Below are 21,781 nucleotides of genomic sequence, written 5' to 3' on the forward strand. Positions count from 1 at the left end.
CGCCCCGCGCCTCGGCCCAGGCGCGCGCGTCCCTCCCCGCGCCTCAGCCGGCCTCGTGCAGCAGCTCCTCGCCCGCGTCCAGCCTGCGCAGGTTCTCGGCGATGCGCTCGGACGCGCCGACGGGCCGGCCCCCGGCGCCGTGCGGGGTGATGAGCAGCCGCGGGGCGTCCCACAGGGGGCTGTCCGAGGGGAGCGGCTCGGGGTCGGTGACGTCGATCGCCGCGGAGCCGATCCGACCGTCCTCCAGGGCGGCGAGCAGGGCGTCCTGGTCGAGCGTCGTGCCGCGGCCGACGTTCACGACAATCGCGTGCTCGGGCAGGGCGTCGAACACCTCGGCCCCGATGGCGCGCTCGGTCGCGTCGGTGGCGGGAAGGACGCAGATCAGCACGTCCGTCTCGGAAAGCGCGCCGAGGACGTCCTCCTCGGCGATGACCGGGAAGCCTGCGCGCTCGCCTGCGGAGCGGGCCGCGCCCGTGACCTCCGCGCCGAGCGCCTTCAGCACCGGGGCGAGGTGCTGGCCGATCTCTCCGAAGCCCCAGATGAGCACGCGCGCCTCGAGCAGCGTGGTGATCCGGCCCTCCGGGTGCAGCTCCTGGATGCCGCCGAGCTCTCGGGACCACTCGTGCTGCTCCTGCGCGAGGCGCGCCTCGGGCAGGCGCCGCACCAGCGACAGCAGCAGGGCGAGGGTGTGCTCGGTGACGGTCGCGGAATGCAGGCCTGAGCCGCTGGCGATCTGGACGCCGTCGCCGAAGCCGGCCTTCATGATGTGGTCCACGCCCGCCATCAGCGACTGCACGAGCCGCAGGTCAGGGAGGTTCTGGGCCGCGCTGGCCAGGTTCTTCCTCGAGCTGCCCCAGACGACCATGGCGGCGGCGTCCCAGTGCTCCTCGGGGATCTCGGCGCGGGCGTCGATGGTCGCCGACTCCCAGCCCTCCGGCAGCGCGGGATCCAGGTCGATGGTGTCAGGAAGCAGAATCTTCATGCCTCCCAGGCTAGCGGTGCCCCCTCCTCATCCGCGGGGAGACTGCTTCGCGCTCCCTGCGTGCGTCCCGGATGCGTGCGTCCCGGCTGCATGGATCCCGCCCGCGTGCATCTCGCCTGGATGCGCCGTGCCCTACCGTGGTGCCATGCGCGCAGGCGACGCCCTCCGACCGCTCCGGCCCCTCGCCCGTGCGGCGCGGCGCGCGGCGACCCGGGTGCCGCTGAGCGCCGCGGGATCCCTCGGTGCCGCCGGCGCCCTGTGGATCGCGACCTCCCCGAGCCTCCTGCCCCGCACGTGGTGGATGTGGGCGATCAACGGCGCCGCCTCCACGAGCTGCGGGTACGCCGTCGGCGCTGTCGGCTCCCGCGCCCTGCGCACGGCCCTGCGCACGGGCCTGCGTGCCCTCCCCTCTCCCTCTCCCCTGCGGGCTCGCAGGCTGCCTCGCGCCTCCGGGCACCTGCTGCGCTGGGGCGGAGGGACTGCCCTGATCGCGATCAGCACGGTGAGCTGGCTGCGCGGCGCCTCGCGACAGGGCGAGATCAGCCGGCTCGTCGGCCAGGAGCCGAAGAGCCTCGCGACCCCCGTGGTCGGCACCGCCGCGGGGCTCGGGATCTCCGGAGCGCTCCTGCTGGGGGTGCGCGCGCTGACCGCGACCGGGCGCCTCTACCGCGCGGCTCTGCGCCCGCACCTGCCGCCGCCGGCCGTCGGCGCCGGCTCCGCGCTGCTCACCGCCGCGACCGGCGCCATCGCGGTGGACCTGCTGTGGAGGGGCCAGGTGCTCGCGCGGGCCATGGAGCGCGCCGAGCGCGCGAACATGCTGCTCTCCCCCGGACTGCGGCCGCCCAGCTCGCCCCTGCGCTCGGGCGGCCCGGGCTCCACCCAGCTGTGGGAGACGCTCGGCGCCGCCGGTCGGCGGATCGTCGCCGCCGGCGCGTCGGCCGACGCGATCGCCCGCGCGACCGGGGCGCCCGCTCTCGAGCCGATCCGCGTCTACGCCGGACGGCGCACCGGCAGCAGCCTCGAGCAGACCGTCGCGGCGATGCTCGCCGAGCTCGATCGCACCGGCGCCTGGGAGCGCGAGGTGATCGTCCTCTTCACAGGCACGGGCACGGGCTGGCTGCAGCAGTGGTCCCTCAGCGCGATCGAGATGCTCACCGGCGGCAACTGCGCGACCGCCTCCCTGCAGTACTCGGCCTGGTCGAGCGCCCTGAACTACCTGCTGGACCGTCGCACGCCGCAGCAGGCCGGGCGCCTCGCCTTCGAGGCCGTGCGCGCGCGCATCGACGCCCTGCCCGCGAGCAGGCGCCCGCGACTGCTGGTGGCCGGAGAGTCGCTCGGGTCCTTCGGCGGCCAGGCCGCGTTCGCCGATGCCGAGGACATGCTCGAGCGGACCGACGGTGCCGTCTGGACGGGCACGCCGGGCTTCACCCCCATCGCCGGAGAGCTCACCCGCACCCGGGAGCGCGGATCCCTCCAGATCGCGCCCGTGGTCGGCGGCGGTCGGCACATCCGCTTCGCCACCGCACCCGCGGATCTGCTGCGCCCCCTGCGGCCGATCGGGGCCCCTGAGGCCGCGCCCTTCGGTCCGTGGGAGGCGCCGCGGATCGCCTACGTCCAGCACGCCTCGGATCCGGTCGTGTGGTGGAGCCCCCGACTGCTGTGGGAGAAGCCGGACTGGCTGCGCGAGCGGGCCGGGCGCGACGTGGCCCCGGCGGTGCGCTGGTTCCCGTGGATCACGTTCTGGCAGCTCGCGGCCGACATGCCGCTGTCCGGGGAGGTCGGCGGGGGCCACGGCCACAGCTATCACGAGGAGCTCGTGGCGGTGTGGGCCGGGGTGCTGGGGCTGGATCCCGCGATCGATCGCCGCGCGATGATCGCGGCGATCCGGCGCGAGGGGCTGCCGCGCGGGTGAGGGTCGGCGCTCAGGGGCCGCGGTCAGGGTCGGCGGTCAGGCCTCGGGGCCGGTGGCGACCTCTCGCGACTCGTCGGCGCTCCACTGCGACCACGATCCCGGGAACAGCCGCGCCCCGTGCACACCCGCGCGCTCGAGCGCCAGCAGGTCGTGGGCGGCGGTGACCCCGGAGCCGCAGTACACGATGACGTCTGCGCCCTCGTGCACGCCGACCGCCGCGAACCGCTCCCGCAGGGCCGCGGGCGGGAGGAAGCGGCCGTCCTGGCCGAGGTTCCCGGTGAACGGGGCGTTCACCGCGCCCGGCACGTGCCCGGCGCGGGCGTCCATCGGCTCCATCTCCCCGCGGTAGCGCTCCCCCGCGCGGGCGTCGATCACGACGGCTCCGGCGGAGCGGCCCGCCGCCTCTGTCTCGTCGATCGTGGCGATCGCCTCGGGCCCCCAGGGCGTGGGGGCGAAGCGCGCACGGGGCGGGGCGACGTCGTCCTGGGTGACGCGCACGCTGCGACCGGCGCTGCCCGGGGAACCGTCCTCCCCGCCGTCCTCGAGCCAGGCGCCGAGCCCGCCGTCGAGCAGTCCCGCCGGGGTGCCGACGGCCCGCAGCATCCAGACCAGTCGCGCGGCCTGGGAGCCGTCGGTGTCGTCGTAGGCGAGGACGACGGTGCCGTTCGCGATGCCCAGCCTGGACATCGCCGCGGCGAAGTCCTCCGGGGACGGAAGGGGGTGGCGCCCTGCCTCCCGGGATGCAGGCGCGGCGAGGTCGGAGCCGAGATCCGCGTACACGGCGCCCGGGATGTGCCCGGCCAGGTAGGTGTGGCGGCCCTTGCTGCCGTCCAGCGCCCAGCGCACATCGATCACGCGGGCATCGGGGCGCCGGGCGAGCTCCCGGAACTGCTGCGCATCCAGGATCGGGGGGACCTCTGCGGGTGCGGGATCGGTGGGCGTCATGCGCTCAAGCGTAGGCTCCCGCCCTCCGCCGGGCCGGGGACCCGCCTGGGAGACGGCTCCACGGCTGCCCGCCCCGACTACCGCAGATCCGCCGCGATCCCGCGGCCGGCCTGCCGGCCCGAGAAGAGGCAGCCGCCGAGGAAGGTGCCCTCGAGCGCCTTGTACCCGTGGTACCCGCCGCCGCCGAAGCCGCTGGCCTCCCCTGCCGCGTACAGGCCCTCGAACCAGCCGCCTCCGGCGCCGGGGGTGCGCTGCACCCGCCCGGCGAGATCGGTCTCGAGCCCGCCGAGAGTCTTGCGCAGCAGGGTGTGCAGACGCACGGCGATGAGGGGCCGGAATCGGGATCGAGGAAGCGGTGCGGTGCGGCCGTGCGGATCAGGCGATCGCCGATGTACTCGCGGGCCGCCCGGATCTGCTGGAGCTGCTGGTCCTTGCCGAAGGGGTTCTCGAGCTGCGCGTCGCGCGCGCGGATCAGGTCCTCGAGCTGCCCGACATCGACGAGGTCCTCGCCGATGAGGGCGTTCATCTTCCCGACCAGCTCGGCGACAGTCTGCGCCTGCACGAAGTCCTCCCCGTGGTCCAGGAACGCCTGGACCGGAGCGGGAGCGCCGGGCACCATGCGACCCAGCACGCCCTTCAGGTCGCGACCGGTGAGGTCGGGGTTCTGCTCGCTCCCGGAGAGCACGAACTCCTTCTCGATGATCTTCCGGGTGAGCACGAACCAGGAGTGCTCGAAGCCGCGCTCGCGCAGGACCTCGAGGGTCCCCATGGTGTCGGAGCCCGGGAAAGCGGGGGCGGGCAGGCGCTGGCCGCGGGCGTCGAGCCACAGCGAGGACGGCCCGGGCAGGATGCGGATGCCGTGCCCCTCCCACACCGGGTCCCAGTTGCGCAGGCCCTCGGTGTAGTGCCACATGCGGTCGGTGTTGATCCAGTGGGCACCGGCCTCGCGTGCCATCACCATCCCGGCCCCGTCGACGCTCGCGGGGACGCCGCGCACGATGTCGCGGGGCATGGTGCCGAGACGCTCGGGCCACATCTCGCGCACGAGATCCGGGTTGCCGCCGACTCCGCCGGTGGCCAGCAGCACCGCCGCGGCGCGCTCCTCGAACTCGCCGATGGCCTCGCGGGTGGAGGCGACGCCGCGCGGAGTCGGATGCGGGGCGAGGATCTCCCCGCGCACGCCGACCACCCTGCCCTGCTCGAGGATCAGCCCGCTCACCGCATGGCGCAGCGCCAGGCGGATCCGCCCGGTCTCGAGGTGGGCGTGCAGGCGCCGCATGAACGGCTCCAGGATGCCGGGGCCCGTCCCCCAGGTGACGTGGAAACGCGGGACCGAGTTGCCGAAGCCCTCGGCCCGCCCGTCTCCGCGCTCGGCCCACCCGACGACCGGGAAGAACCGATGGCCCATGGAATGCAGCCACGCGCGCTTCTCCCCCGCGGCGAACTCGAGATAGGCCTCCGCCCACCGGCGGGGCCAGTGGTCCTCGGCGCGGTCGAAGCCTGCCGATCCGAACCAGTCGCGGCGGGCGAGCTCAAGGGAGTCCCGCACGCCGAGGCGGCGCTGCTCCGGAGAGTCGACGAGGAACAGCCCGCCGAAGCTCCAGAAGGCCTGCCCGCCGACGTCGGCCCAGCCCTCCCGTTCGAGCAGGAGGACCCTTCGCCCCGCATCCGCGATCTCGCAGGCGGCGACCAGTCCCGCCAGTCCCGCGCCGACGACGATCGCCTCGGCGGCTCCGGATCGATCTGCTGTGCTCGTGGGCTCTCTCATCTCACGTCGATCCGGCGCACGCGCTCCAGCGGGCTGTCGTCGTTCGCCCCGTCCATGCGGGGCGAGCGCTGCCGGTTCTTCGAACCGACCCTGCGGTCATGGGCGCGCAGATTCCCCACCTTGATGTCGGTCTCGCGCTCGAACACGTGCCTCTTGTCGCGGTTGCGGTAGTAGCGGTAGATCCCCATGTAGATCATCCCGAACACCGCCGGGCCGACGAGGAACGGCAGCAGCAGCATCATCGTCTGCGTGTCGCCGCTGCCCTCGGCCAGCAGGATCCCCTGCGTCAGCTCATGCATCGTGCACCCTCCCTCGGGCAGGATCGATGATCACAGGAACAACGACCCCCAGCCGACGACGGCGGCGAGCGCCGCAGCGACCGTCGCCCCGGCGCAGGCCACGGAGAAGATCCGCGGATGGGAGACGGGGACCGATCCCATGGTGCGGCCGGTGCGGCCGTTGACGGCGATGTAGTGCACGTACGCCTCGCCCGAGCCCCGGCGCTGGTAGTAGCTGTAGAGCCACACGGGCACGTACATCGTCACCCAGCGGGTGCCGCGCACCGCGACGCCCTCGCCCTCCCAGCGCACGCCGCGCGTGTACTGCTGGATCGTGGGGCGCACCTTCTCGCGGCCGATCGACAGGAACTTCTCCTCGACGTCCGAGTCGAGATCGGAGATGTTCTGATCGCGCCGCTCCGAGGTGAAGCCCGAGAGGTAGTTCGAGTTGTAGGCGAACGCGGCGGCGGTGTCGTACGGCTGGATCGCATCGAGCACGTAGTTCGTCGCCACGACCTCCTGGCCGCGCGAGTAGCGGCTGGAGGACTCGGTGGCGAGGTCGTTGACGAGGATGTCGAAGCTGCGCCCCACCTCGTGCACGCTCGCGTCCCAGAACGTCTCGGTGACGGTCGTGTCCTTGCCGATGCGGCGCTGCTCGGTGTAGCGCCGCGTGGTGATCTCGCCGGTTCCCCGCAGCTCCGCGTGGAGGTTGCCGTCCACCACCATGTACGGCATGTAGACGCCCTTGACGTTCTCGGGCACGAACTCGCGCAGGAACGCGCGGTTCGCGAATCCGCGGCGAGAGGCGACGAACTCCTGGATCTTGGCGATGCCCTGCTCGCGGGTGAGCGTGAACGGGAGGACCGCATCGGGCACGGCGCCGTTGGGGATCTGGTGGTTCACGGAGAGCACCTGGCGGCACCAGTGGCATCGGGCCTGCAGGGACTCGTCGGTCTTCAGGACGATCTCCGCGCCGCAGCCCTGGCACTTGATGGTCATGGTCGTGGCGTCGTCGGCGATGTCGCGCGAGGCGGACGCCAGCACGCTGCCCTGGAGCTCCTCGATCGGAGTGCCGAGGTTGAACGCCTCCTCGGCGACGGGCTCGTTCCAGGTGTTGCGGCAGTAGCCGCACACCAGCGCGCGATCGGGGATCGAGTACGCGACGTCGGAGGAGCCGCAGCGCGGGCACTTGTCGAGTCCGTGGTCGAGACCGCGGTCGGTGCTGATGATGCGCTCGCCCGGAGGCCCGGGGATGAACCCGGGCTGCGCCGGCTGGGCCGACCGGGCCGTCTCGTCCGGCTGGGCCGACGGCGCAGGCGGCACGGGCTGGGAGGGCGTCTCGGGCACGAGCGGCTGCGCGGGCTCGTCCTGCTGCGGTGGCGCCGGGGCCGACGGGCCCGGCTGCGCGCCGGGCGCGCCCGTCGGCCCCCCGGGAGCTCCGGGGCCGGGCTGCTGCGCAGCAGCATCAGACTGTTGCGCAGGGGCATCAGGCTGCTGGGGCGCGCGCGGCCCCCACGGCAGCTGCCCGCCTTCGGCACCCGGGCGCGCCCCCGCGCCCGACGGCCACCCGCCCTGCGAGAGGGGGAGGCCGTCGGGGCGCGAGGGATGCTGCGACCGGGCGCCGAAGGGATCGGACATGCTCAGAGACCGAGAGCCTTCTTCTTCGCAGCCTCGTAGTCGTCCTCGGAGATGAGGCCCTGCTCGAGCATCTGCTTGTACTGGGCGAGCTGCGCGACCGGGTCGGCGCCCTGCGCGGGAGCGCCGTCGGCGGGAGCCGCCTGCTGGGGGGCGCCCTGCTGGGGAGCCTGCTGGCCCTGGAACTGGGTGCCGGGAGGGTTCCCGCCCTGGACGGGCTGGACCATGCCGCCGACGCCGCCCATGCCCATTCCCATCATCGCGAGGTTCCCGCCGCCGCCGTTCTCGCCGGCCGCCTGCACGCCGCGCGCGACGGCCTGATTGATGAAGGACTGCGAGCGGTTGCCGGAGAGGGCATCGGCCTTCTGCACATCCGCCAGCAGCGCACGGGTGTTCTGGTCGTACTCGATCGAGGCGATCGCGACCTTGACGATCGCGAGGCCGCGATCGGTGGACCACTTGTAGTCCTCCTCGACGACCGCGCCGAGGGACTGCGCGAAGCCGACGGAGTCCGACTGGATGCGGGTGATGCGGTTGCCCTTGTCAGGGTCGTTCACGTAGCGCGAGAACGCGGCGGCGAGCGAGGAGACGACCTCGGTGAACAGCTGGTTCCCGGCGGGGTTCTTCTGGTCGGCGAAATCGAAGATCGCGCCTTCCTCGGTGATGTAGTTCGCCGGCACGTAGTTGTGCACGAACAGCAGGGGATCCACGATGCGCAGCGTGTAGGAGCCGCGGGCCACGGCGCCGACCTGGGCGTTCAGGTAGGCGTCATCCCAGTAGATCTCCGACTGGGTGCCGAAGCGGTTGTCGGGGATCTCCTTGAGGTTCACGAAGAATGCGAGCTGCTGCGAGGTGGGGCGGCCGCCGAACTTGAAGCGCTCCCAGCTCATCGAGATGGTCGAGGAGAGCGGGGTGTCTCCGGCGAAGATCGACTGCGAGTCGATCGCATCGCCGCGGAACTCGTAGCCGCCGGCCTCGGTGATGAAGCCGGTCGCGCGGCCGTCGATGACGGTGATGAGGCCGTAGCCCTGGGGCACGAGGATCTTCGAGCCGTTGGTGATGACGCCGTCGGAGCCGCGCACGTTCGAGCCGCGGCCCGCGTTCGTGCCGCGGGCGACCGCGGGGAAGAGGGCGGCCGTCGGCGGGAGGCCCTCCGGGATGGTGAGGAAGTCCTTCCACTGATCGGCGAGCATGCCGCCGATCGCGCCCTTGAATGCCTGGATGAAGCCCATGTCGCTCTCCTTCTGGTCCGGGGACCGCGTGCCGTGCTCCCGGCACAGGAGGGCCGGCGCGCGTCGCGTGTGACGCGGCCCATGCTAGAGGGATCTGCCATGGAGTGTCTGAGGATTCGATGGGCAGGACTGGCGCCCGGTTGCTCAATCCACCGTCTGCGCGATGAGCGCGCGAGTGAGGGCGACGGTGGCGAACTCTCCGTGAAGATTCGCCGCTGTCATCGCCGCGACCGTCGCGGCCGGGATGACAGCGCCGCCCGGGGCGCTCAGGTCGAAGGTGTGCGTCGCGTCGATCGCGAAGTACGTGTCATACCCGAGATTCCCAGCTAGCCGCGCGCTCGTCTCGCAGCAGTGGTTCGTCGTGATGCCGCAGATGACAACCTGGTCGATCCCTTTCCCTCGGAGCCACGCGTCGAGGTCCGGGGAGCCGTGGAAGCAGGAGTTCACGGACTTGGTCACCAGCAGATCCGGCTCGCCTGTGATCACGTCCTTGAACCGGTTCCCGGGCGCGCCCGGCGCGAGCACCGAGCCAGGGTCAGTGGAGTCATGACGGACGAACACGATCGGCCAGGAGCGCTCGCGCCAGTGCGCGAGCAGAGCCGCGATATTGGACTCGCACTCGGGGTTGTAGCGAGGTCCCCAGTAGGCGACGTCGTCGAAGCCGCGCTGGACATCGACGACGATCAGGGCAGGGCTCGTGAAGCGGCGCATCTTCGTGTTCCTTCGCCTCGTTGGGGACAGAGGGGTGTTGCTGGAGAGCCGTGCGTCCGCTCCAAACTTAGAGCCTCACTCCTCCGGTGGCGTCGAGCGACTGCCCTGTGATCCATCGACTGGACTCGCCCGCCAGGAAGGCGACGATATCCGCCACGTCGCGCGGCTGACCGACTCGTCCCAGTGCCGATTCGGCCGCAACCGCCTCACGGGCACCGGGCTCGTCAATCCACTCCGCATTGATGTCTGTGTCGATGACGCCGGGACGCACAGTGTTAACGGTGATGCTCCGCTTCCCCAGCTCGACCGCCACGGCCGTGAAGGCCGCCTCGAGCCCGGCCTTCGCGGCACTGTAGGCCACGTGCGTCGGGGCCGCGATCCGCGCGTATCCGGACGACACACCGATCACCCGTGCACCTTCGCTGAGATGCGGGGACAGGTGATGCAGCAGCATCAGCGGGACCGCGAGATTCACAGTGAGAACCCGACCCACAACGTCCCCCGTCAGCTCATCCAGAGCTTGCGCTCCGTTGATCCCCGCATTGCTCACCAGCACATCCGTACCGCCGAGTCCGTGGCGCTGCACCTCCTTGCGCCACGCATCCGCGAGGCTGGCAGCAGCCGCAGCGCCTTCGGAGAAATCAGCCTGGAGCACGACAGGTGCTGCACCGTGGCGCTCCACCTCTCGTGCCACCGCCTGGGCGGCAGCTGCGTCTGCGGCGTAGTGGATACCCACAACGCCGACGCCCTGTCGCGCCAGAGCAACAGCGATGGCGGCACCGATGCCCCGTGAAGCCCCGGTGACCAGGGCAGTCCGTCTCCGCATCTCAACTCCGTAGTGATCGTTACGTAATTGTAGAGAGGTACCGTAGCACGCACTATGGAACAGATGACCCGCGCGCCAGGCAGGCCGCGTTCGTTCGACCTCGCCCAAGCACTCCATGACGCCTTGCTGACCTTCTGGAAGCACGGATACGAGGGCACGAGCGTGGCACGTCTGCAAGCGGCTACCGGCCTCACCGCCCCCGCTCTGTATCGGGCGTTCGGATCGAAGGAAGAGCTCTTCCGAAGTGCTGTCGACCGCTATCAGGAGCAGTATGGTTTCGGCCTCGCCGCCGGTGTCCCGTTCCGCAGCGCGGTCGCCGCCTATCTCCGGAGAGCCGCCCACGAGTTCACGACTGAACCCGGCCTCGGGTGCCTGATCTCCACGGGACTGCTCGCGAGCGGTCCCGATTCGCGCGTCTCGGCGGAGGTGGTGCGAGCCGAGCGGAAAAAGGCGCTTGCAGACATTCGCTCTCGCTGCCAGGCGGCCGTGGACAGCGGGGAGCTGCCGGAGTCGACCGATATCGCTGGACTCTCTCGAGCAATCGCGGCTGTCATTCAGGGCATGTCGGTCCAAGCGCGCGACGGCGCTACTGAGATCGACCTTCTGGGGCTCGGGGAGTCCGCGATCCGTCTGATCCCAGACCACGCTTGTCCGGGTATTGATCGCGAGTGAACAGGATGGGCGGCCGCCGCCGAGCGCGACGAGACGGAGCGAATCCAGCCAGAGCAGATTGACGGCTCATCCCAATCGGGGGTGTAGGAGTTGGGGTCTGAAGCCGCCGGTCTCGAGCAGGCTTCGGGCGATGTAGTTGGTCAGGTTGCGGAACCCGAGTGCGGAGCCGCGCAGGTGTTCGAGCCGTCCGTTGAGCGCCTCGGTCGGCCCGTTGCTGGTGCCGGGTCGTTCGAAGTAGGCGAGCACGTCAGCGGCTCGCTTCTTCAGGGTCCGGCCCAGGGTGGTGAGCTCGGTGAGCACCTTGGGGACCCCGGCGCTGAGGTCGGTGATCAGCTTCTCCATGAGCTCGCGGCCACGTTGCCGGTCCTCGTGGCGATAGGCGGCGATCATGCGCTGGTAGACACCCCAGGTCGCCTCGACCTCGACGTGAACGTCATCAACGAACAGCGCGCGCAGCCTGTCGCTCTGCTTGTCGGTGAGCAGGTCCGCGCCGGTGTGCAGCGTGCGCCGCGACTTGTAGAGCGGGTCGTCCCTGAACCCACGGTGCCCGTGGATCGCGAGTTGGACCCGGCGCCGGCACCTGTCGAGGGCGTCACCGGCCAGGCGCACGACGTGGAAGGGATCCATCACCGTGACCGCGTCCGGGATCTCCTCTGCAGCGGCGGTCTTGAACCCGGTGAAGCCGTCCATCGCGACCACCTCGACCGCGTCACGGAAGGCGTCGTCGCGGTCGGCGAGCCAGGTCTTGAACGCCGCCTTCGACCGGCCCTCGACCATGTCCAGCAGCCTTGCTGGGCCAGCGCCATCGCGGACCGGGGTGAGGTCGATGATCACGGTGACGTACTTGTCGCCACGCCTGGTGTGGCGCCAGACGTGCTCATCGACGCCAATGACCTTCACGCCCTCAAACCGCGTGGGGTCGTTGATCAGCAGCCGCTTGCCTTCAGCCAGGACCGCGTTGTTGGCGGTGTCCCACGCGACCCCGAGTCCCTCGGCGACACGGGCGACGGTGAGGTGTGCGACCACGATCCCTTCCAGCGCCCACCGCAACCCGGTGCGCGAGAGCTTCGCGCGTGGCTCCGCCGCGGCGCTGGTGTCTTGGCGCCACACGTATCCGCAGTCGGCACAGCGGTAGCGGCGCACTACAACTTCCAGCACGGTCGGTCGCCAGCCCAGGGGCTCGTGGGCCAACCGCCGGATCGCGGTGTCACGAGCAGCGCCTTCGCTGCCGCACCGTCGGCACCACTGATCTGGTTCCACCACGCGGCACGCGAGGACCGCACGATCCGGTTCAAGTCGTTGTCCGGTCACGCTCAGACCGAGGCCGTCGAGTCGAGCGAAAGCGGTCAGGTCAGGGCGGCCGAAGCCGGCCGGCGGGGTAGCGTCGGTCACGTCGAGGTCTTTCGGATGGATGGCGTAGGAACCTCCATCGTCGGGAGACCTCGACGTCTACCTGCGGACCGACGCGCCCGGCCGACCTACACCCTCATCTGGGAAGAGCCAGATTGACGGATACCCAACCCATTCTTGCCCGGATGTCCATGGAACCGGACCGGAGGGGTCAGGCGAGGCCGTCCTCGATCGCGTAGCGGCGGGCGTCCTCGATGTTCTCGAGGTTGTCGGCGATCATCGCGGTGAAGAACTCCTCGAAGGTCGCGTACCGCTCGCCCACACCGTCGTAGAACCAGGCCACGTGGGGCTGCGCTGAGCCGTCGCGATGCTGCATGACGAACAGGCAGTCGATCTCCAGATCGGCGGCGATCGGGAACAGGGCGCCTCTGTGCAGCCCAGCCTCTTCGAGCATCTCGTCGGGCCACACGCTGACCATCAGCTCCAGCGCCGCCTGCGCAGCAGTGTCGCCGAGCTCGTCCGAGCTGAACAGGTCGGCACCGGTGAGGAATCCTCGCCAGCCGTCGGCGTGCGCGAGGAACGCCCGGTGCGCGGGGTCGAGCGCGAAGCCCAGCCGCGCCTCGGTCGCCGCGAGCTTCTCCTCAGTCGCGGCCACCGCGGGAAGAAGCCCGAGGCATCCGCGGCGTGGAGCTCCTGCTTGGTCAGGACCATCAGGCCGATGTGCGCGGGCCAGTTGAAGGGACTGTCAGGGGCAGGCGACTCGCTCATGGCTCGGTCCTCCTTCACGCCGATTCGACCATCGGCAGGATCGTGGTGACTGCACCATCGTCGTCGTAGTCGACGGCGATGTCGTAGCCCGCATGGAAGTAGTCGAAGGCCGGCAGCTCTTCGATGGGAGGGCCGAAGAACGCGCGGACGGTCTCGCGGTTCGCCGCACCGAGATCGAGGCCGTTCACCAGCGCCTCGGGCCTCGCGTACGGCGTGAAGCCCTTCTGCGGCGTGAGGTAGATGAACGCGCGCAGCACGACGCCGTCGCGCAGCATGATCGACACGCCGCTCGGCAGCGAGCGCACCGCGCTGTAGAGCGCACCTGCGTTCCGCACCGGCGGGGTCTCCTCGACCTCGCCCAGCAGGGCGAGCGCCGGCTCGAGCCGCGGGTCGCCGATCCGGACGCCGAACGCATCCATGAACGTCCGCAGCTCTCCGGTGATCTCTGTGGGCATCGCTTCTCTCCGCTCGAGGGTCCGGGTGCGCCGTGATGTCACCGGACAGGGTCGTCGCTGGACTCATCTCTCGGCACCATCGCCGCTCGAGGCTCGCTGGGGGCCGACGCTACCGGACGCCGCGGCCCGGCGGAAGATGCGCTTTTCAGGCGGAATCGCTGCTCGGCACTACGAGCGCTGCGAGCATGGTCCGCCCGTCGGCGCGGGAGCGGAGCTCCTCGGTGGCCGGGCCCGCGAACCGCAGGGCCTCCTGCGACTCCTCGTCCTCGAGGCGGTGACCGAGGGCCAGGCGGAACGCCTCGAGCTCACCCAGCACCCGCATCACAGGCTCTGCGGATCGGTGATCGGCCGCAGGGAGGCGTTCTCGATCTGGAAGCTCTCCAGCAGACGCAGCGCCTGCTCGCTGAGCGCCAGGGTCGTACTCCGGCGCACGGCGGCGATGTCGTCGCCGGCGGTCAGCGATCCTGTCGGCACCAGCCGGCGCCACACGGGCAGAGGTGGGTAGTCGAACTCGTCCCACGTCGGCCCGGTCGTCACGACGACGTCCGCGAGCTCGAAGCCCGTCAGCGCGGAGGACTGCAGCGCTGCGGCGAGCGCTTCGGTGACGAGCCAGAACCCGGAGGTCTCGACGATGTCATCGCCGAGCCACCCCTCGAACTCGGCGTGGAGCGTGCCCACCAGGCGCGGCTCGCGGTCATGGCGAAAGTCGCTGCCGGCGCCGAGGGAGATCGTGACCTCGGCTTCGAAGAGGGTGTGCATGCGGTCAGGCTAGCCCGCATCGCGATCCCTCACCCCGTGATCCCGTACTTCGCCAGCGCCTTCTTCTGACCGGAGTCCTGCAGGCTCAGCAGCTCCGCGTAGATGCCGCCCGAGGCCGCGAGCTCGGCGGGGGTGCCGATCTCGTCGACGTTCCCGTCGCGCAGCGTGACGATGCGATCCACCGCCGCGATGGTCGAGAGGCGGTGGGCGATGATCAGCGAGGTGCGGTCGGCCATCAGCTCGTCCAGCCCCGCCTGCACCTGCCGCTCGGCCTTCGTGTCCAGCGCCGAGGTCGCCTCGTCCAGCACCAGGATCGGGGCGTCCTTCAGCATCGCGCGGGCCACGGCGATGCGCTGGCGCTGGCCGCCGGAGAGCCGCAGCCCGCGCTCGCCGATGACGGTGTCGTAGCCGTCGGTGAAGCGCTCGATGAAGCGGTCGGCGTTCGCGCGCCGGGCGGCATCGATGATCTCCTCCTCGGTCGCGTCGGGACGGCCATAGGCGATGTTCTCGCGGATCGTGCCGGAGAACAGCGACGCGTCCTGGAAGACGACGCCGACGTTCCGCCGCAGCGTCTCGAGGTCCACCGTCTCCACATCATGCCCGGCGATTTCGATCGATCCCTCGCGCGGCGAGTACAGGCCCAGCAGCAGGTTCACGATCGTGGATTTCCCGCCGCCGGACTCGCCGACCAGGGCGACCTTCTCCCCGCGCTCGACGTCGAAGCTGATGCCGTGCAGGACATCCTCGCCGTTCTCGTAGGCGAAGCGGACGGCGTCGATGTCGATCATCGGACCATCCGTCGGCGCGGGCTGCGCGGCCCCGTCGGCCGACGGGGCGGCGGCCGCGGCGGGGGTCCCGTCGGCCGACGGGGCGCCAGCGGGGCGGGCCGGCGCCTGCTCCTCCCCCGCGGCCCCAGCGGTCGCGGCGGCGACGACGTGCGGGGCGCGCCCGTCGACCGGGGTCTCCATGACGCGGAAGTAGTCGCGCGAGCCCGCGATCGCGCGCTGGGAGGCGTCGATGACCCAGCTCATGTTCTGCACGGGGTTGCGGGCCATGTTCATCAGCTGGATCAGCAGCACCATCTCGCCGAGGGTGAAGCGGCCGCGCACGGTCATCACGAAGATGATCGCGAAGATCGCGAAGAAGATGACGTTCAGGGCGCCGCGGCGCAGCACGTCCATCCAGTGCCAGTGGCGGGACTGCGCACGGGTGAGGGAGTCGGTGGATTCGAAGCGGTCGCTGAACAGGTCCAGCTCCGAGCGCTCGCGCACGAAGGACTTCACCACGCGGATCTGGCCGATGACCTCGGCGAAGCGTCCGCCGGCGAGGTCCACCTGCTCGTTCTTCTCCCCTTCGAGCACCTGCCACTTCTTGGAGGTGAGCGCGGTCAGCCAGATGTAGATCGGGAAGATGATGAGCAGCAGCACCGCGAGGGGCCAGTAGAACCAGGCGCTGATGCCGAGCACCGCGAAGGTGGTGATGAGCATCGTGGCGAAGGAGTTCGAGAAGGTCTTCGCGAACTGGGAGACCTCGTTGATCGAGCGGTTCAGGCGCGAGACGATCGTGCCGGTCAGCTCGTCGTCGAACCAGCGCTGCGGCAGGGCGAGCAGCTTGTCGAAGTAGCGCACCGAGAGGATCGTGCGCAGGCGGTTGCTCATGACGTCGCCGTAGTACCCGCCCACATTCGACAGGATCGTGTTCGCGAGCTCCGCGAGCAGCAGCGCCGCCGCCAGCCACAGCACCGTGCGGGTCGCGTCTCCCACCTCGATCCGCCCGCCGACGGCCCCGGTGACGGTGTCCGTCGCGGCGCCGATGATGAACGGCACCGCGAGGCTCGCCACGGCGGTCAGCACAGAGCACGCGATGATCGCGAGATAGAGGGGGGTCAGCTGGCGGGTGAAGCGCACGATGCGCAGGAGGGACGACACCCCTCCAGGGTATGGGGCCGCAGAGGCGAGTCGGGTCCCGGATCGGGGTCGCGGTGGTGCCCCTCTCGCCCCTCGTCGTCCGAGGCGGCGCAGAGGCGAGACGGCCGGCCAGTCGCTCGGTACCATCCCTGCATGGCGAAGACCGTGCGACTCACTGACGAGGACTGGCGTGCCCCAGCGTCTCTCGCAGAAGCCGGCGGCGCCACCACTGAGGAGACTGCCGTCCGCGCGAGCCGCCAGGTCGCCGAGCCGCGCACCCACAGCCGGGCCGTGAGCGAGGCCTCTGCTCGCGTCCGCGCGCGCTATGCCGACGTGCTGGATCGGCTCGGTCGGTGATCGCAGGTCTCGGCCTGGCGGGGCAATGGCTGCGAAGCGCTCGGCACGTGGGGGCAAGGTGAGCCTGGCGGCCCGCCGCAGCGAAGCGCGCCTCCGTCGACGCCCCGAGGATCCCGGTGCGCGCCACTGTCCGTGGCTGATCCTCCTCGGCGTCGTGCTCCTGTTCCAGTACGGAAGCCTCGTCGCCGAGGGCGGCTGGAGGGCGGTCACCGGCTACTGGCGCGCTCAGGTCGCTGCGATCGGGTGGGACGATCTGGCCTCGAGCGGCGTCGGAGCGCTGCTGCTGAGCGCGTTCCTGGCAGCAATGGGGGTCCCGCCCATCGAGGCTTCCGGGACGAGGGCTCGTCGCGCGTGCGCGCTCATGGTCCGGGGGCTTCGCACAGCGGTGCTGCTGGTCATCGGCGTCTTTGGCTTCTCCGTCGTCCTCGGCTCCGACGGCCGCTGAACTGCGGGCCAGGACCGGCTCGGGCCAGCTCAGCCCCGCAACGGCGGCCCGATGCGGAAGGCGATCTCCCGGTCCCGGCTGGAGTCGAGCTCTCCGGAGACCGTGGTCGTCGACAGCGGCTTGGGATGCAGGAGGATCACGTCGGCGGGCATCGTCGTCCCGTCGTCGGCGAAGGACCGCAGCGTCGGCCCCCAGGTGAAGCCGCCCGTGATCACGAGGACGAACTCGCCGTCCTCGCTCTCATAGAGGAAGCATTCGATCGGATCGGCCTCTTCGATCGGGACCAGAGTGCTCTTCGCGAGCGGCAGCGCGGTCTCGTTCTCGATCCAGAACGACATCTCATGGGGCCAGCAGGTCGGGCCCCAGGGAACGTTCCAACCGGCGGGATTCACGAAGACGTCAGCCCCGCCCTTCACGCAGGCCCGCGCATCCTCCGCCGCCAGGCCCTGCTCCTTGAGCACGCAGACGCTGCCCGAGAGGTGGCGCAGGCGCGCTCGCGTGTCATCGAAGGATCCGGGCTGGGAGGGAAGTCCGTCATCGCCTACGGCCCGCTTCGGCGCAGCTCTGGCCCGGATCGGATCGGACGTGGTCATGACCAGGCTCGCTCAGCGCCCGCGCCGCGCATCGATCCAGTACCGGCGCTTGCCGACCTTGCCGCCGCCCGGCTCGTAGAGGTCCTCCAGCACCCCGCCGCAGCGCTCGATCGTCGCGGCCGACGCCGCGTTCGTGTCATCGCAGGTCACGAGGACGCGCTCGACGCCCAGCTCGGCGAGGCGGGCGACGGACTGCCGCAGGATCTCCGTCGCGTACCCGCGGCGGCGGTGCTCGGGGCCGACGGCGTAGCCGACGTGCCCGCCGATGGTGCGCAGGAAGTCGTTGAGCTCGTGGCGGATCGAGACGCGCCCGACGATCTCCCCGTCGACCTCGGCCACGAGGAACTCCGCGGGGACCCGCCCCGGCGCGAGATCCTCCCCGCACGCCTCGCGGCGCTGGCCCTCCAGATAGGCGGCGAAGGGCTGGCCGTCATCGAGCAGGAAGTCGAAGTCGTCGGCCAGGAGCTGCTCCTGCAGGCGCCGCACCTCCGCTTCGTCCTCGAGGCGGAGCGGGCGCAGGGTCAGGTTCGCAGTCACTCGGCGATCCTAAGGCGAGCAGACGCGGAGGTCACGGGCATTCTTCGCGGTCCCCGCCTCCCAGCGGAGCCCGCCTCCCAGTGGGCCCGGCCCCACACAGGACCGGTACCTCAGCACAGCCGTCCCTTCACCACGCCTTCGCGACCTCGCCGGCCGGGGCATCGACCGCCTCTGCCGCGCTCACGCCGTGCTCGCGGCAGTACCTCCGGGCGAGCTCCGTGCCGAGCGCATAGCCGAGCCAGCGCGGCAGGTCAGCGCCTCCGAAGAAGAACCGTGCGTGCTGATCCTCGCGCTCGAGCAGCGGGAGGGCATCCTGCCAGTGCCGATCGAGATCCTCGCCGGGCACGGCCCGGGCGTAGAGGGGTTCCTCGCCTGTGCGCTCGGCTTCGAAGAGGGTCGCCATGCCCTCGCTGACCAGGGAGTCCGCGAGCCGCGGGCCATAGCCGGGCCCCTGCCAGCGCCGCACATGGTGCAGTTCGTGGGCGATGCTCGCAGGAAGCGCCTGGCGCCAATGCTGCGCGAAGTGCTCGCCCCAGGGCTCGAGCGCGATGAAGGCGAGCGCGGCGCTCGGGGCGTACCCGCCCACCCCGAGCTCGGGGATCGCGAGCCCTCGGTAGTCGCACAGCACGAGATCCGCGCCGTCGATGCCGACCTGGGCGTCGACCGCGACGGCAGCGGTCTCGGCGAGCGCGCGCACCTCGCCCGCGAGACCGGGCGCGAGATGCCCGGCGGCGTCGAGGAGATAAACGCGGATCATGCGCGCACCGACCGGCAGCAGACGTGCGGGAAAAGCACCATCGGACCATCGTGCCTGCTCCCGGCGCCGCCCGGGCCAGGTTCACGAAAGCCCCAGCGGGATCCCACCTGCGTGCGGTTCACTGAAGGATGCACTGCTGCCGCAGTGCGCACCTGTCACCCCGAGGAGAGGCGGCTGCCATGCCCGGTTCGAGCATCAGGCCCGGTTCGAGCATCGCCCCGCGCCGGGCGCGCCGTCGCGCTCGCTGGCTGACCCGCGGCGTGCCGATCGTGCTCGGCGGCGGCGCCGGCATCTCCGCGTTCATGGTGCTGGGCGTGGCGAGCCTGATCGGCGGAGCGGGCATCCTGTCCCCGCTGCTCGGCGGTCTGGCCGTCGGCCTCGCGGTGGGCGGCGGCCTCGCCGTGCTCCTGCGCGATCGCGCCCCGCGGCACGTGCGCCCGTCGGACCTCCCCGAGCTCACGGAGACCACGCGCACGATGCTCGTGGCCATTGCGAAGTCCTCCGCGCGCGGGCAGAAGCATGCGGCCATGCTCCGCCGGCGCCTGCGCCAGAAGCCTCTGCGCCCCGCCCTCGATCGCGCCGACGGGATGCTGCAGCGCGTGAGCACCCTGCTGGGCTCCCCCGGTCTCGCCTCGCGCCATGCGGCCGACGACGCGGTGATGACCCTCGAAGGGATGACCTCCCGGTACATCCCGGAGCTGCTCGGGGCAATCGAGGCGAACGCCCCGGCCCTCGCCTCGAGCGATGAGGCGACCCGCCGCGCCGGGCACGCGAACCTCCTCAGCATCGAGCGCCAGCTCGGCGTGCTGGAGGGCCAGCTCGATCAGCTCGACGCGCAGCTCGTGCGGGGGGTGACCCGCTCGCTCGACGTGCACGAGGAGTTCCTCTCCCAGCGCTTCTACGACCCGCGGACCGCGACCGTCGGGGCGGCTCCGCTCAGCGAGGTCCTCCAGGAGCGCTGACCGGCTCCTGCTCGGCGGACCGCCTCAGCGGCACCATCCCGAGGCCGAGCAGACCGATCAGCGGCAGCATCGGCCACAGGAAGCCGAGCCCGCCGGCGCCGACCATCCCTGAGCCCGCCATCACGGCGAGCCCTCCGCACACGAGCGCGGCGGCGAGCAGCGCCCGCCACAGCGGCGGGGCCGGGCGGGGATCAGGTCGGGGCGTCTCGAACCGGCCCATCACCAGCACGATCACCCCGGTGATCGCCAGCAGCGCCGCGCACCACAGGGGCCGGCTCGCCCACCAGATCCCCGTCAGCGGCTCTGGCAGCAGGGCGCGCGCATCGAGGGCGAGCAGCAGGTGCGCGAGGCCCACCAGAGCGGTGAGGTGCCACAGGAACCACGTCATGATCCGCTGGTTGACCATCACGGTGACGAGCCACAGGCGCGGCCGGGCGAGCAGCCTGGTCAGCGCGCCCTCTGCGAGCAGCACGATCCCGGCCTGCAGCAGGCCGAGGAAGGCCATGGTCACGCGGGTGGGGCTCGAGTTGCTGATCGCGTCGGCCGAGGCGGTGATCATCGAGACCGGGTAGGGCCCGAGGCCGACGAGCACCGCGAGTCCCGCCGCGCCGATCCCGGCGAGCGCGAGCCGCCGCCCGGTACCGGCGAGGCGCCCGTCGAGCCAGGCGTAGCCGACCTGGTGGAAGGCCGCCCAGACGATCACGTAGTTCGGGTACCCCAGCAGCGGGGAGGAGGCGGTGATGCTGATGGCGTCCACGATGCCCGCGAGCGCCAGGCCCCCGGCCACCGAGAGCCAGCCGAAGCGCTCCCAGAGCACCAGGCACGGCGGGGCGAGCACGATGACGAGCAGGTAGGAGGCGAGGAACCAGGTGGGGATCAGCGCCATCTGCGAGGCGAGGCGCACCGTCTCCGCGGGGGCGCCCGCGAGCAGTGCGATCGCGCAGATCACGATCCAGGCCACCAGCAGCGGGATCAGCGGCACTCCGAGGCGGCGCAGGCGCGTGCGCAGCCACTCGGCGTACGTCGTGCCGCGCTTTCGCGCCGAGCGCCAGGAGAGCCCGTTGGAGTAGCCGCCCACCAGGAAGAAGATCGGCATGACCTGGAAGATCCAGGTCAGCGGATGGGTCCAGCGGGCGGAGTCCAGCACGCCGTGCGGGTCGATGCCGTGCGTGGGGCTGACGGCCATGATGGTCCAGTGCCCGAGCACGACCACCGCGATGGCGGCGGCGCGAAGGAAGTCGACCACGCGATTGCGGCTCGCGGGGGTCGCGGCGTCGACCTGCTGGGCCCGGGTCAGCCGGGCGGCGGGGTCGGCCGTCTGCGCGCGAGTGCTCACTGCGCGGGTGTGCCGGGGCCCTCGGCGAGAGCGGCGAGGCGATCGAGAGAGGCCTGGAGGTTCTGCGCGGTGGTCGCACGCGCCTTCTCCTCGCGCGCCGGGTCGTGCAGGTCGGACCAGTCGTAGATGTGGGTGACGCGAGTGGACTGCGCGCCGAGGGGCTCGAGCTTCCAGCCCCACTGGTGGCCGGGCTCGGAGGCGCCCTGCGGGGCGGGCCGCCAGGCGATGCGCCGGCCCTCCTCGAAGTCGACCACCCGGTTCTCCCGCACGGAGCCCTTGGTGAGCGTCATCGTGAAGACGTCCCCGGCCGCGCGCACGCGCTGGCCGTGATCGGCGGCGCCGAGGTTGTCGTTGCCGTCCCACTCGACCTGCCGGGCCGGATCGGCGATCAGCTCGAAGATCTCTGCGGCCGGGGCCGCGATCTCCCGGGATGCGGTGACGATGCGCGGGGCAGCGCCCTCGGAGGCAAGCTGCGGTGCGTCGGAAGTGCTCATAGAGGCATTGTGCCCCGGCGGGGGCGGCCCGCAGGGCGGGTGTGGAGAAACTGCGGCATGCACGGGCAGGGGCACGGGCGCAGCCGCTGCCCCGGCCAGC

23 protein-coding genes and 1 pseudogene are annotated in these 21,781 nt (G+C 71.4%); 5 read left to right on the plus strand and 19 right to left on the minus strand.

Annotated elements, in window-relative coordinates; translation table 11 throughout:
• Positions 1-43: 43 nt before the first annotated feature.
• Positions 44-982: a phosphoglycerate dehydrogenase gene (locus Bequi_RS04135; RefSeq protein WP_249736677.1), complete on the minus strand. Its 939-nt coding sequence runs from the start codon at positions 980-982 to the stop codon at positions 44-46.
• Positions 983-1,127: 145 nt separating this feature from the next.
• On the opposite strand from Bequi_RS04135, the gene Bequi_RS04140 reads away from it, so the two are divergent.
• Positions 1,128-2,894 (plus strand): alpha/beta-hydrolase family protein, encoded by a 1,767-nt coding sequence (locus Bequi_RS04140; protein ID WP_249736678.1) that lies wholly within the window; start codon positions 1,128-1,130, stop codon positions 2,892-2,894.
• Positions 2,895-2,930: 36 nt separating this feature from the next.
• Here the strand turns inward: Bequi_RS04140 and Bequi_RS04145 are convergent, their stop codons facing one another.
• The 7 genes and pseudogenes from Bequi_RS04145 to Bequi_RS04175 all read right to left on the minus strand — a co-directional run bounded on the left by Bequi_RS04145 (position 2,931) and on the right by Bequi_RS04175 (position 10,406).
• On the minus strand, positions 2,931-3,839 hold the full coding sequence (locus Bequi_RS04145) for a sulfurtransferase (RefSeq protein WP_249736679.1): 909 nt from the start codon (positions 3,837-3,839) through the stop codon (positions 2,931-2,933).
• Positions 3,840-3,916: 77 nt separating this feature from the next.
• Positions 3,917-5,607, minus strand: a pseudogene (locus Bequi_RS04150) (FAD-binding dehydrogenase).
• The gene (locus tag Bequi_RS04155; protein WP_249736680.1) at positions 5,604-5,906 is read right to left on the minus strand and encodes a hypothetical protein; all 303 of its coding nucleotides are present in this window, start codon (positions 5,904-5,906) and stop codon (positions 5,604-5,606) included. Before Bequi_RS04155 ends, Bequi_RS04150 begins: the two are co-directional and overlap by 4 nt.
• A 30-nt stretch (positions 5,907-5,936) precedes the next feature.
• The gene (locus Bequi_RS04160) at positions 5,937-7,232 is read right to left on the minus strand and encodes a TFIIB-type zinc ribbon-containing protein (RefSeq protein WP_249736681.1); all 1,296 of its coding nucleotides are present in this window, start codon (positions 7,230-7,232) and stop codon (positions 5,937-5,939) included.
• Positions 7,233-7,525: 293 nt separating this feature from the next.
• Positions 7,526-8,752 carry an SPFH domain-containing protein gene (locus Bequi_RS04165; protein WP_249736682.1) on the minus strand — a complete coding sequence of 409 codons (1,227 nt, stop codon included), beginning with the start codon at positions 8,750-8,752 and terminating at the stop codon, positions 7,526-7,528.
• Positions 8,753-8,896: 144 nt separating this feature from the next.
• On the minus strand, positions 8,897-9,463 hold the full coding sequence (locus Bequi_RS04170) for a cysteine hydrolase family protein (protein ID WP_249736683.1): 567 nt from the start codon (positions 9,461-9,463) through the stop codon (positions 8,897-8,899).
• A gap of 67 nt (positions 9,464-9,530) precedes the next feature.
• Entirely contained in the window at positions 9,531-10,406 is an 876-nt protein-coding gene (locus Bequi_RS04175) for an SDR family NAD(P)-dependent oxidoreductase (RefSeq protein ID WP_347271964.1), read from the minus strand.
• Between Bequi_RS04175 and Bequi_RS04180 the strand changes: the two genes are divergently transcribed.
• A complete protein-coding gene (locus Bequi_RS04180; protein ID WP_249736685.1) occupies positions 10,344-10,961 on the plus strand; it encodes a TetR/AcrR family transcriptional regulator in 618 nt (205 codons plus the stop codon). The two genes, Bequi_RS04175 and Bequi_RS04180, sit on opposite strands and share 63 nt — an antisense overlap.
• Before the next feature lie 66 nt (positions 10,962-11,027).
• On the opposite strand, the gene Bequi_RS04185 is transcribed toward Bequi_RS04180, so the two are convergent.
• From Bequi_RS04185 to Bequi_RS04210, 6 genes are all read right to left on the minus strand, one after another.
• Positions 11,028-12,353 carry an ISL3-like element ISPfr2 family transposase gene (locus tag Bequi_RS04185; RefSeq protein WP_249736686.1) on the minus strand — a complete coding sequence of 442 codons (1,326 nt, stop codon included), beginning with the start codon at positions 12,351-12,353 and terminating at the stop codon, positions 11,028-11,030.
• Positions 12,354-12,522: 169 nt separating this feature from the next.
• Positions 12,523-12,966 carry an SMI1/KNR4 family protein gene (locus Bequi_RS04190; protein WP_249736687.1) on the minus strand — a complete coding sequence of 148 codons (444 nt, stop codon included), beginning with the start codon at positions 12,964-12,966 and terminating at the stop codon, positions 12,523-12,525.
• Between the two features lie 127 nt (positions 12,967-13,093).
• Complete coding sequence (locus Bequi_RS04195; protein WP_249736688.1) at positions 13,094-13,534, minus strand: hypothetical protein; 441 nt, start codon at positions 13,532-13,534, stop codon at positions 13,094-13,096.
• Positions 13,535-13,679: 145 nt separating this feature from the next.
• Positions 13,680-13,856, minus strand: coding sequence for a hypothetical protein (locus tag Bequi_RS04200; RefSeq protein WP_249736689.1), 177 nt, complete (start codon positions 13,854-13,856; stop codon positions 13,680-13,682).
• Complete coding sequence (locus tag Bequi_RS04205; RefSeq protein WP_249736690.1) at positions 13,856-14,293, minus strand: hypothetical protein; 438 nt, start codon at positions 14,291-14,293, stop codon at positions 13,856-13,858. Before Bequi_RS04205 ends, Bequi_RS04200 begins: the two co-directional genes overlap by 1 nt.
• Positions 14,294-14,322: 29 nt before the next feature.
• A complete protein-coding gene (locus tag Bequi_RS04210; RefSeq protein ID WP_249736691.1) occupies positions 14,323-16,221 on the minus strand; it encodes an ABC transporter ATP-binding protein in 1,899 nt (632 codons plus the stop codon).
• Positions 16,222-16,353: 132 nt separating this feature from the next.
• Here Bequi_RS04210 and Bequi_RS04215 point away from each other — a divergent pair, with 132 nt between their 5' ends.
• Entirely contained in the window at positions 16,354-16,557 is a 204-nt protein-coding gene (locus tag Bequi_RS04215; RefSeq protein ID WP_249736692.1) for a CopG family transcriptional regulator, read from the plus strand.
• 25 nt (positions 16,558-16,582) lie between these two features.
• Positions 16,583-17,002 carry a hypothetical protein gene (locus tag Bequi_RS04220; protein ID WP_249736693.1) on the plus strand — a complete coding sequence of 140 codons (420 nt, stop codon included), beginning with the start codon at positions 16,583-16,585 and terminating at the stop codon, positions 17,000-17,002.
• Between the two features lie 29 nt (positions 17,003-17,031).
• Here Bequi_RS04220 and Bequi_RS04225 read toward each other — a convergent pair whose 3' ends face one another.
• From Bequi_RS04225 to Bequi_RS04235, 3 genes are all read right to left on the minus strand, one after another.
• Positions 17,032-17,595 carry a hypothetical protein gene (locus Bequi_RS04225; protein ID WP_249736694.1) on the minus strand — a complete coding sequence of 188 codons (564 nt, stop codon included), beginning with the start codon at positions 17,593-17,595 and terminating at the stop codon, positions 17,032-17,034.
• Positions 17,596-17,607: 12 nt separating this feature from the next.
• Entirely contained in the window at positions 17,608-18,132 is a 525-nt protein-coding gene (locus Bequi_RS04230; protein WP_249736695.1) for a GNAT family N-acetyltransferase, read from the minus strand.
• A gap of 127 nt (positions 18,133-18,259) precedes the next feature.
• The gene (locus Bequi_RS04235; protein ID WP_249736696.1) at positions 18,260-18,889 is read right to left on the minus strand and encodes a DUF2268 domain-containing putative Zn-dependent protease; all 630 of its coding nucleotides are present in this window, start codon (positions 18,887-18,889) and stop codon (positions 18,260-18,262) included.
• A gap of 179 nt (positions 18,890-19,068) precedes the next feature.
• Here Bequi_RS04235 and Bequi_RS04240 point away from each other — a divergent pair, with 179 nt between their 5' ends.
• Positions 19,069-19,851, plus strand: coding sequence for a hypothetical protein (locus tag Bequi_RS04240; RefSeq protein WP_249736697.1), 783 nt, complete (start codon positions 19,069-19,071; stop codon positions 19,849-19,851).
• On the opposite strand, the gene Bequi_RS04245 is transcribed toward Bequi_RS04240, so the two are convergent.
• Both Bequi_RS04245 and Bequi_RS04250 read right to left on the minus strand, forming a co-directional pair.
• Positions 19,826-21,187, minus strand: coding sequence for an acyltransferase family protein (locus Bequi_RS04245; protein ID WP_249736698.1), 1,362 nt, complete (start codon positions 21,185-21,187; stop codon positions 19,826-19,828). The two genes, Bequi_RS04240 and Bequi_RS04245, sit on opposite strands and share 26 nt — an antisense overlap.
• Positions 21,184-21,681, minus strand: a complete 498-nt coding sequence (locus Bequi_RS04250; protein ID WP_249736699.1) for an SRPBCC family protein — start codon at positions 21,679-21,681, stop codon at positions 21,184-21,186. Before Bequi_RS04250 ends, Bequi_RS04245 begins: the two co-directional genes overlap by 4 nt.
• Positions 21,682-21,781 lie beyond the last annotated feature (100 nt).

The sequence above is a fragment of the Brachybacterium equifaecis genome, assembly GCF_023509525.1.
Lineage (GTDB): Bacteria > Actinomycetota > Actinomycetes > Actinomycetales > Dermabacteraceae > Brachybacterium > Brachybacterium equifaecis.

Bases quoted from the DNA above. Each gene is read 5' to 3' on its own strand.
- Bequi_RS04240 (WP_249736697.1), top strand. From the start codon at position 19,069: ATGCCCGGTTCGAGCATCAGGCCCGGTTCGAGCATCGCCCCGCGCCGG.
- Bequi_RS04220 (WP_249736693.1), top strand. From the start codon at position 16,583: ATGGCTGCGAAGCGCTCGGCACGTGGGGGCAAGGTGAGCCTGGCGGCC.
- Bequi_RS04135 (WP_249736677.1), bottom strand. From the start codon at position 982: ATGAAGATTCTGCTTCCTGACACCATCGACCTGGATCCCGCGCTGCCG.
- Bequi_RS04200 (WP_249736689.1), bottom strand. From the start codon at position 13,856: ATGCGGGTGCTGGGTGAGCTCGAGGCGTTCCGCCTGGCCCTCGGTCAC.
- Bequi_RS04140 (WP_249736678.1), top strand. From the start codon at position 1,128: ATGCGCGCAGGCGACGCCCTCCGACCGCTCCGGCCCCTCGCCCGTGCG.
- Bequi_RS04250 (WP_249736699.1), bottom strand. From the start codon at position 21,681: ATGAGCACTTCCGACGCACCGCAGCTTGCCTCCGAGGGCGCTGCCCCG.
- Bequi_RS04165 (WP_249736682.1), bottom strand. From the start codon at position 8,752: ATGGGCTTCATCCAGGCATTCAAGGGCGCGATCGGCGGCATGCTCGCC.
- Bequi_RS04195 (WP_249736688.1), bottom strand. From the start codon at position 13,534: ATGCCCACAGAGATCACCGGAGAGCTGCGGACGTTCATGGATGCGTTC.
- Bequi_RS04170 (WP_249736683.1), bottom strand. From the start codon at position 9,463: ATGCGCCGCTTCACGAGCCCTGCCCTGATCGTCGTCGATGTCCAGCGC.
- Bequi_RS04175 (WP_347271964.1), bottom strand. From the start codon at position 10,406: ATGGAGTGCTTGGGCGAGGTCGAACGAACGCGGCCTGCCTGGCGCGCG.
- Bequi_RS04225 (WP_249736694.1), bottom strand. From the start codon at position 17,595: ATGACCACGTCCGATCCGATCCGGGCCAGAGCTGCGCCGAAGCGGGCC.
- Bequi_RS04205 (WP_249736690.1), bottom strand. From the start codon at position 14,293: ATGCACACCCTCTTCGAAGCCGAGGTCACGATCTCCCTCGGCGCCGGC.
- Bequi_RS04155 (WP_249736680.1), bottom strand. From the start codon at position 5,906: ATGCATGAGCTGACGCAGGGGATCCTGCTGGCCGAGGGCAGCGGCGAC.
- Bequi_RS04145 (WP_249736679.1), bottom strand. From the start codon at position 3,839: ATGACGCCCACCGATCCCGCACCCGCAGAGGTCCCCCCGATCCTGGAT.
- Bequi_RS04180 (WP_249736685.1), top strand. From the start codon at position 10,344: ATGGAACAGATGACCCGCGCGCCAGGCAGGCCGCGTTCGTTCGACCTC.
- Bequi_RS04235 (WP_249736696.1), bottom strand. From the start codon at position 18,889: ATGATCCGCGTTTATCTCCTCGACGCCGCCGGGCATCTCGCGCCCGGT.
- Bequi_RS04215 (WP_249736692.1), top strand. From the start codon at position 16,354: ATGGCGAAGACCGTGCGACTCACTGACGAGGACTGGCGTGCCCCAGCG.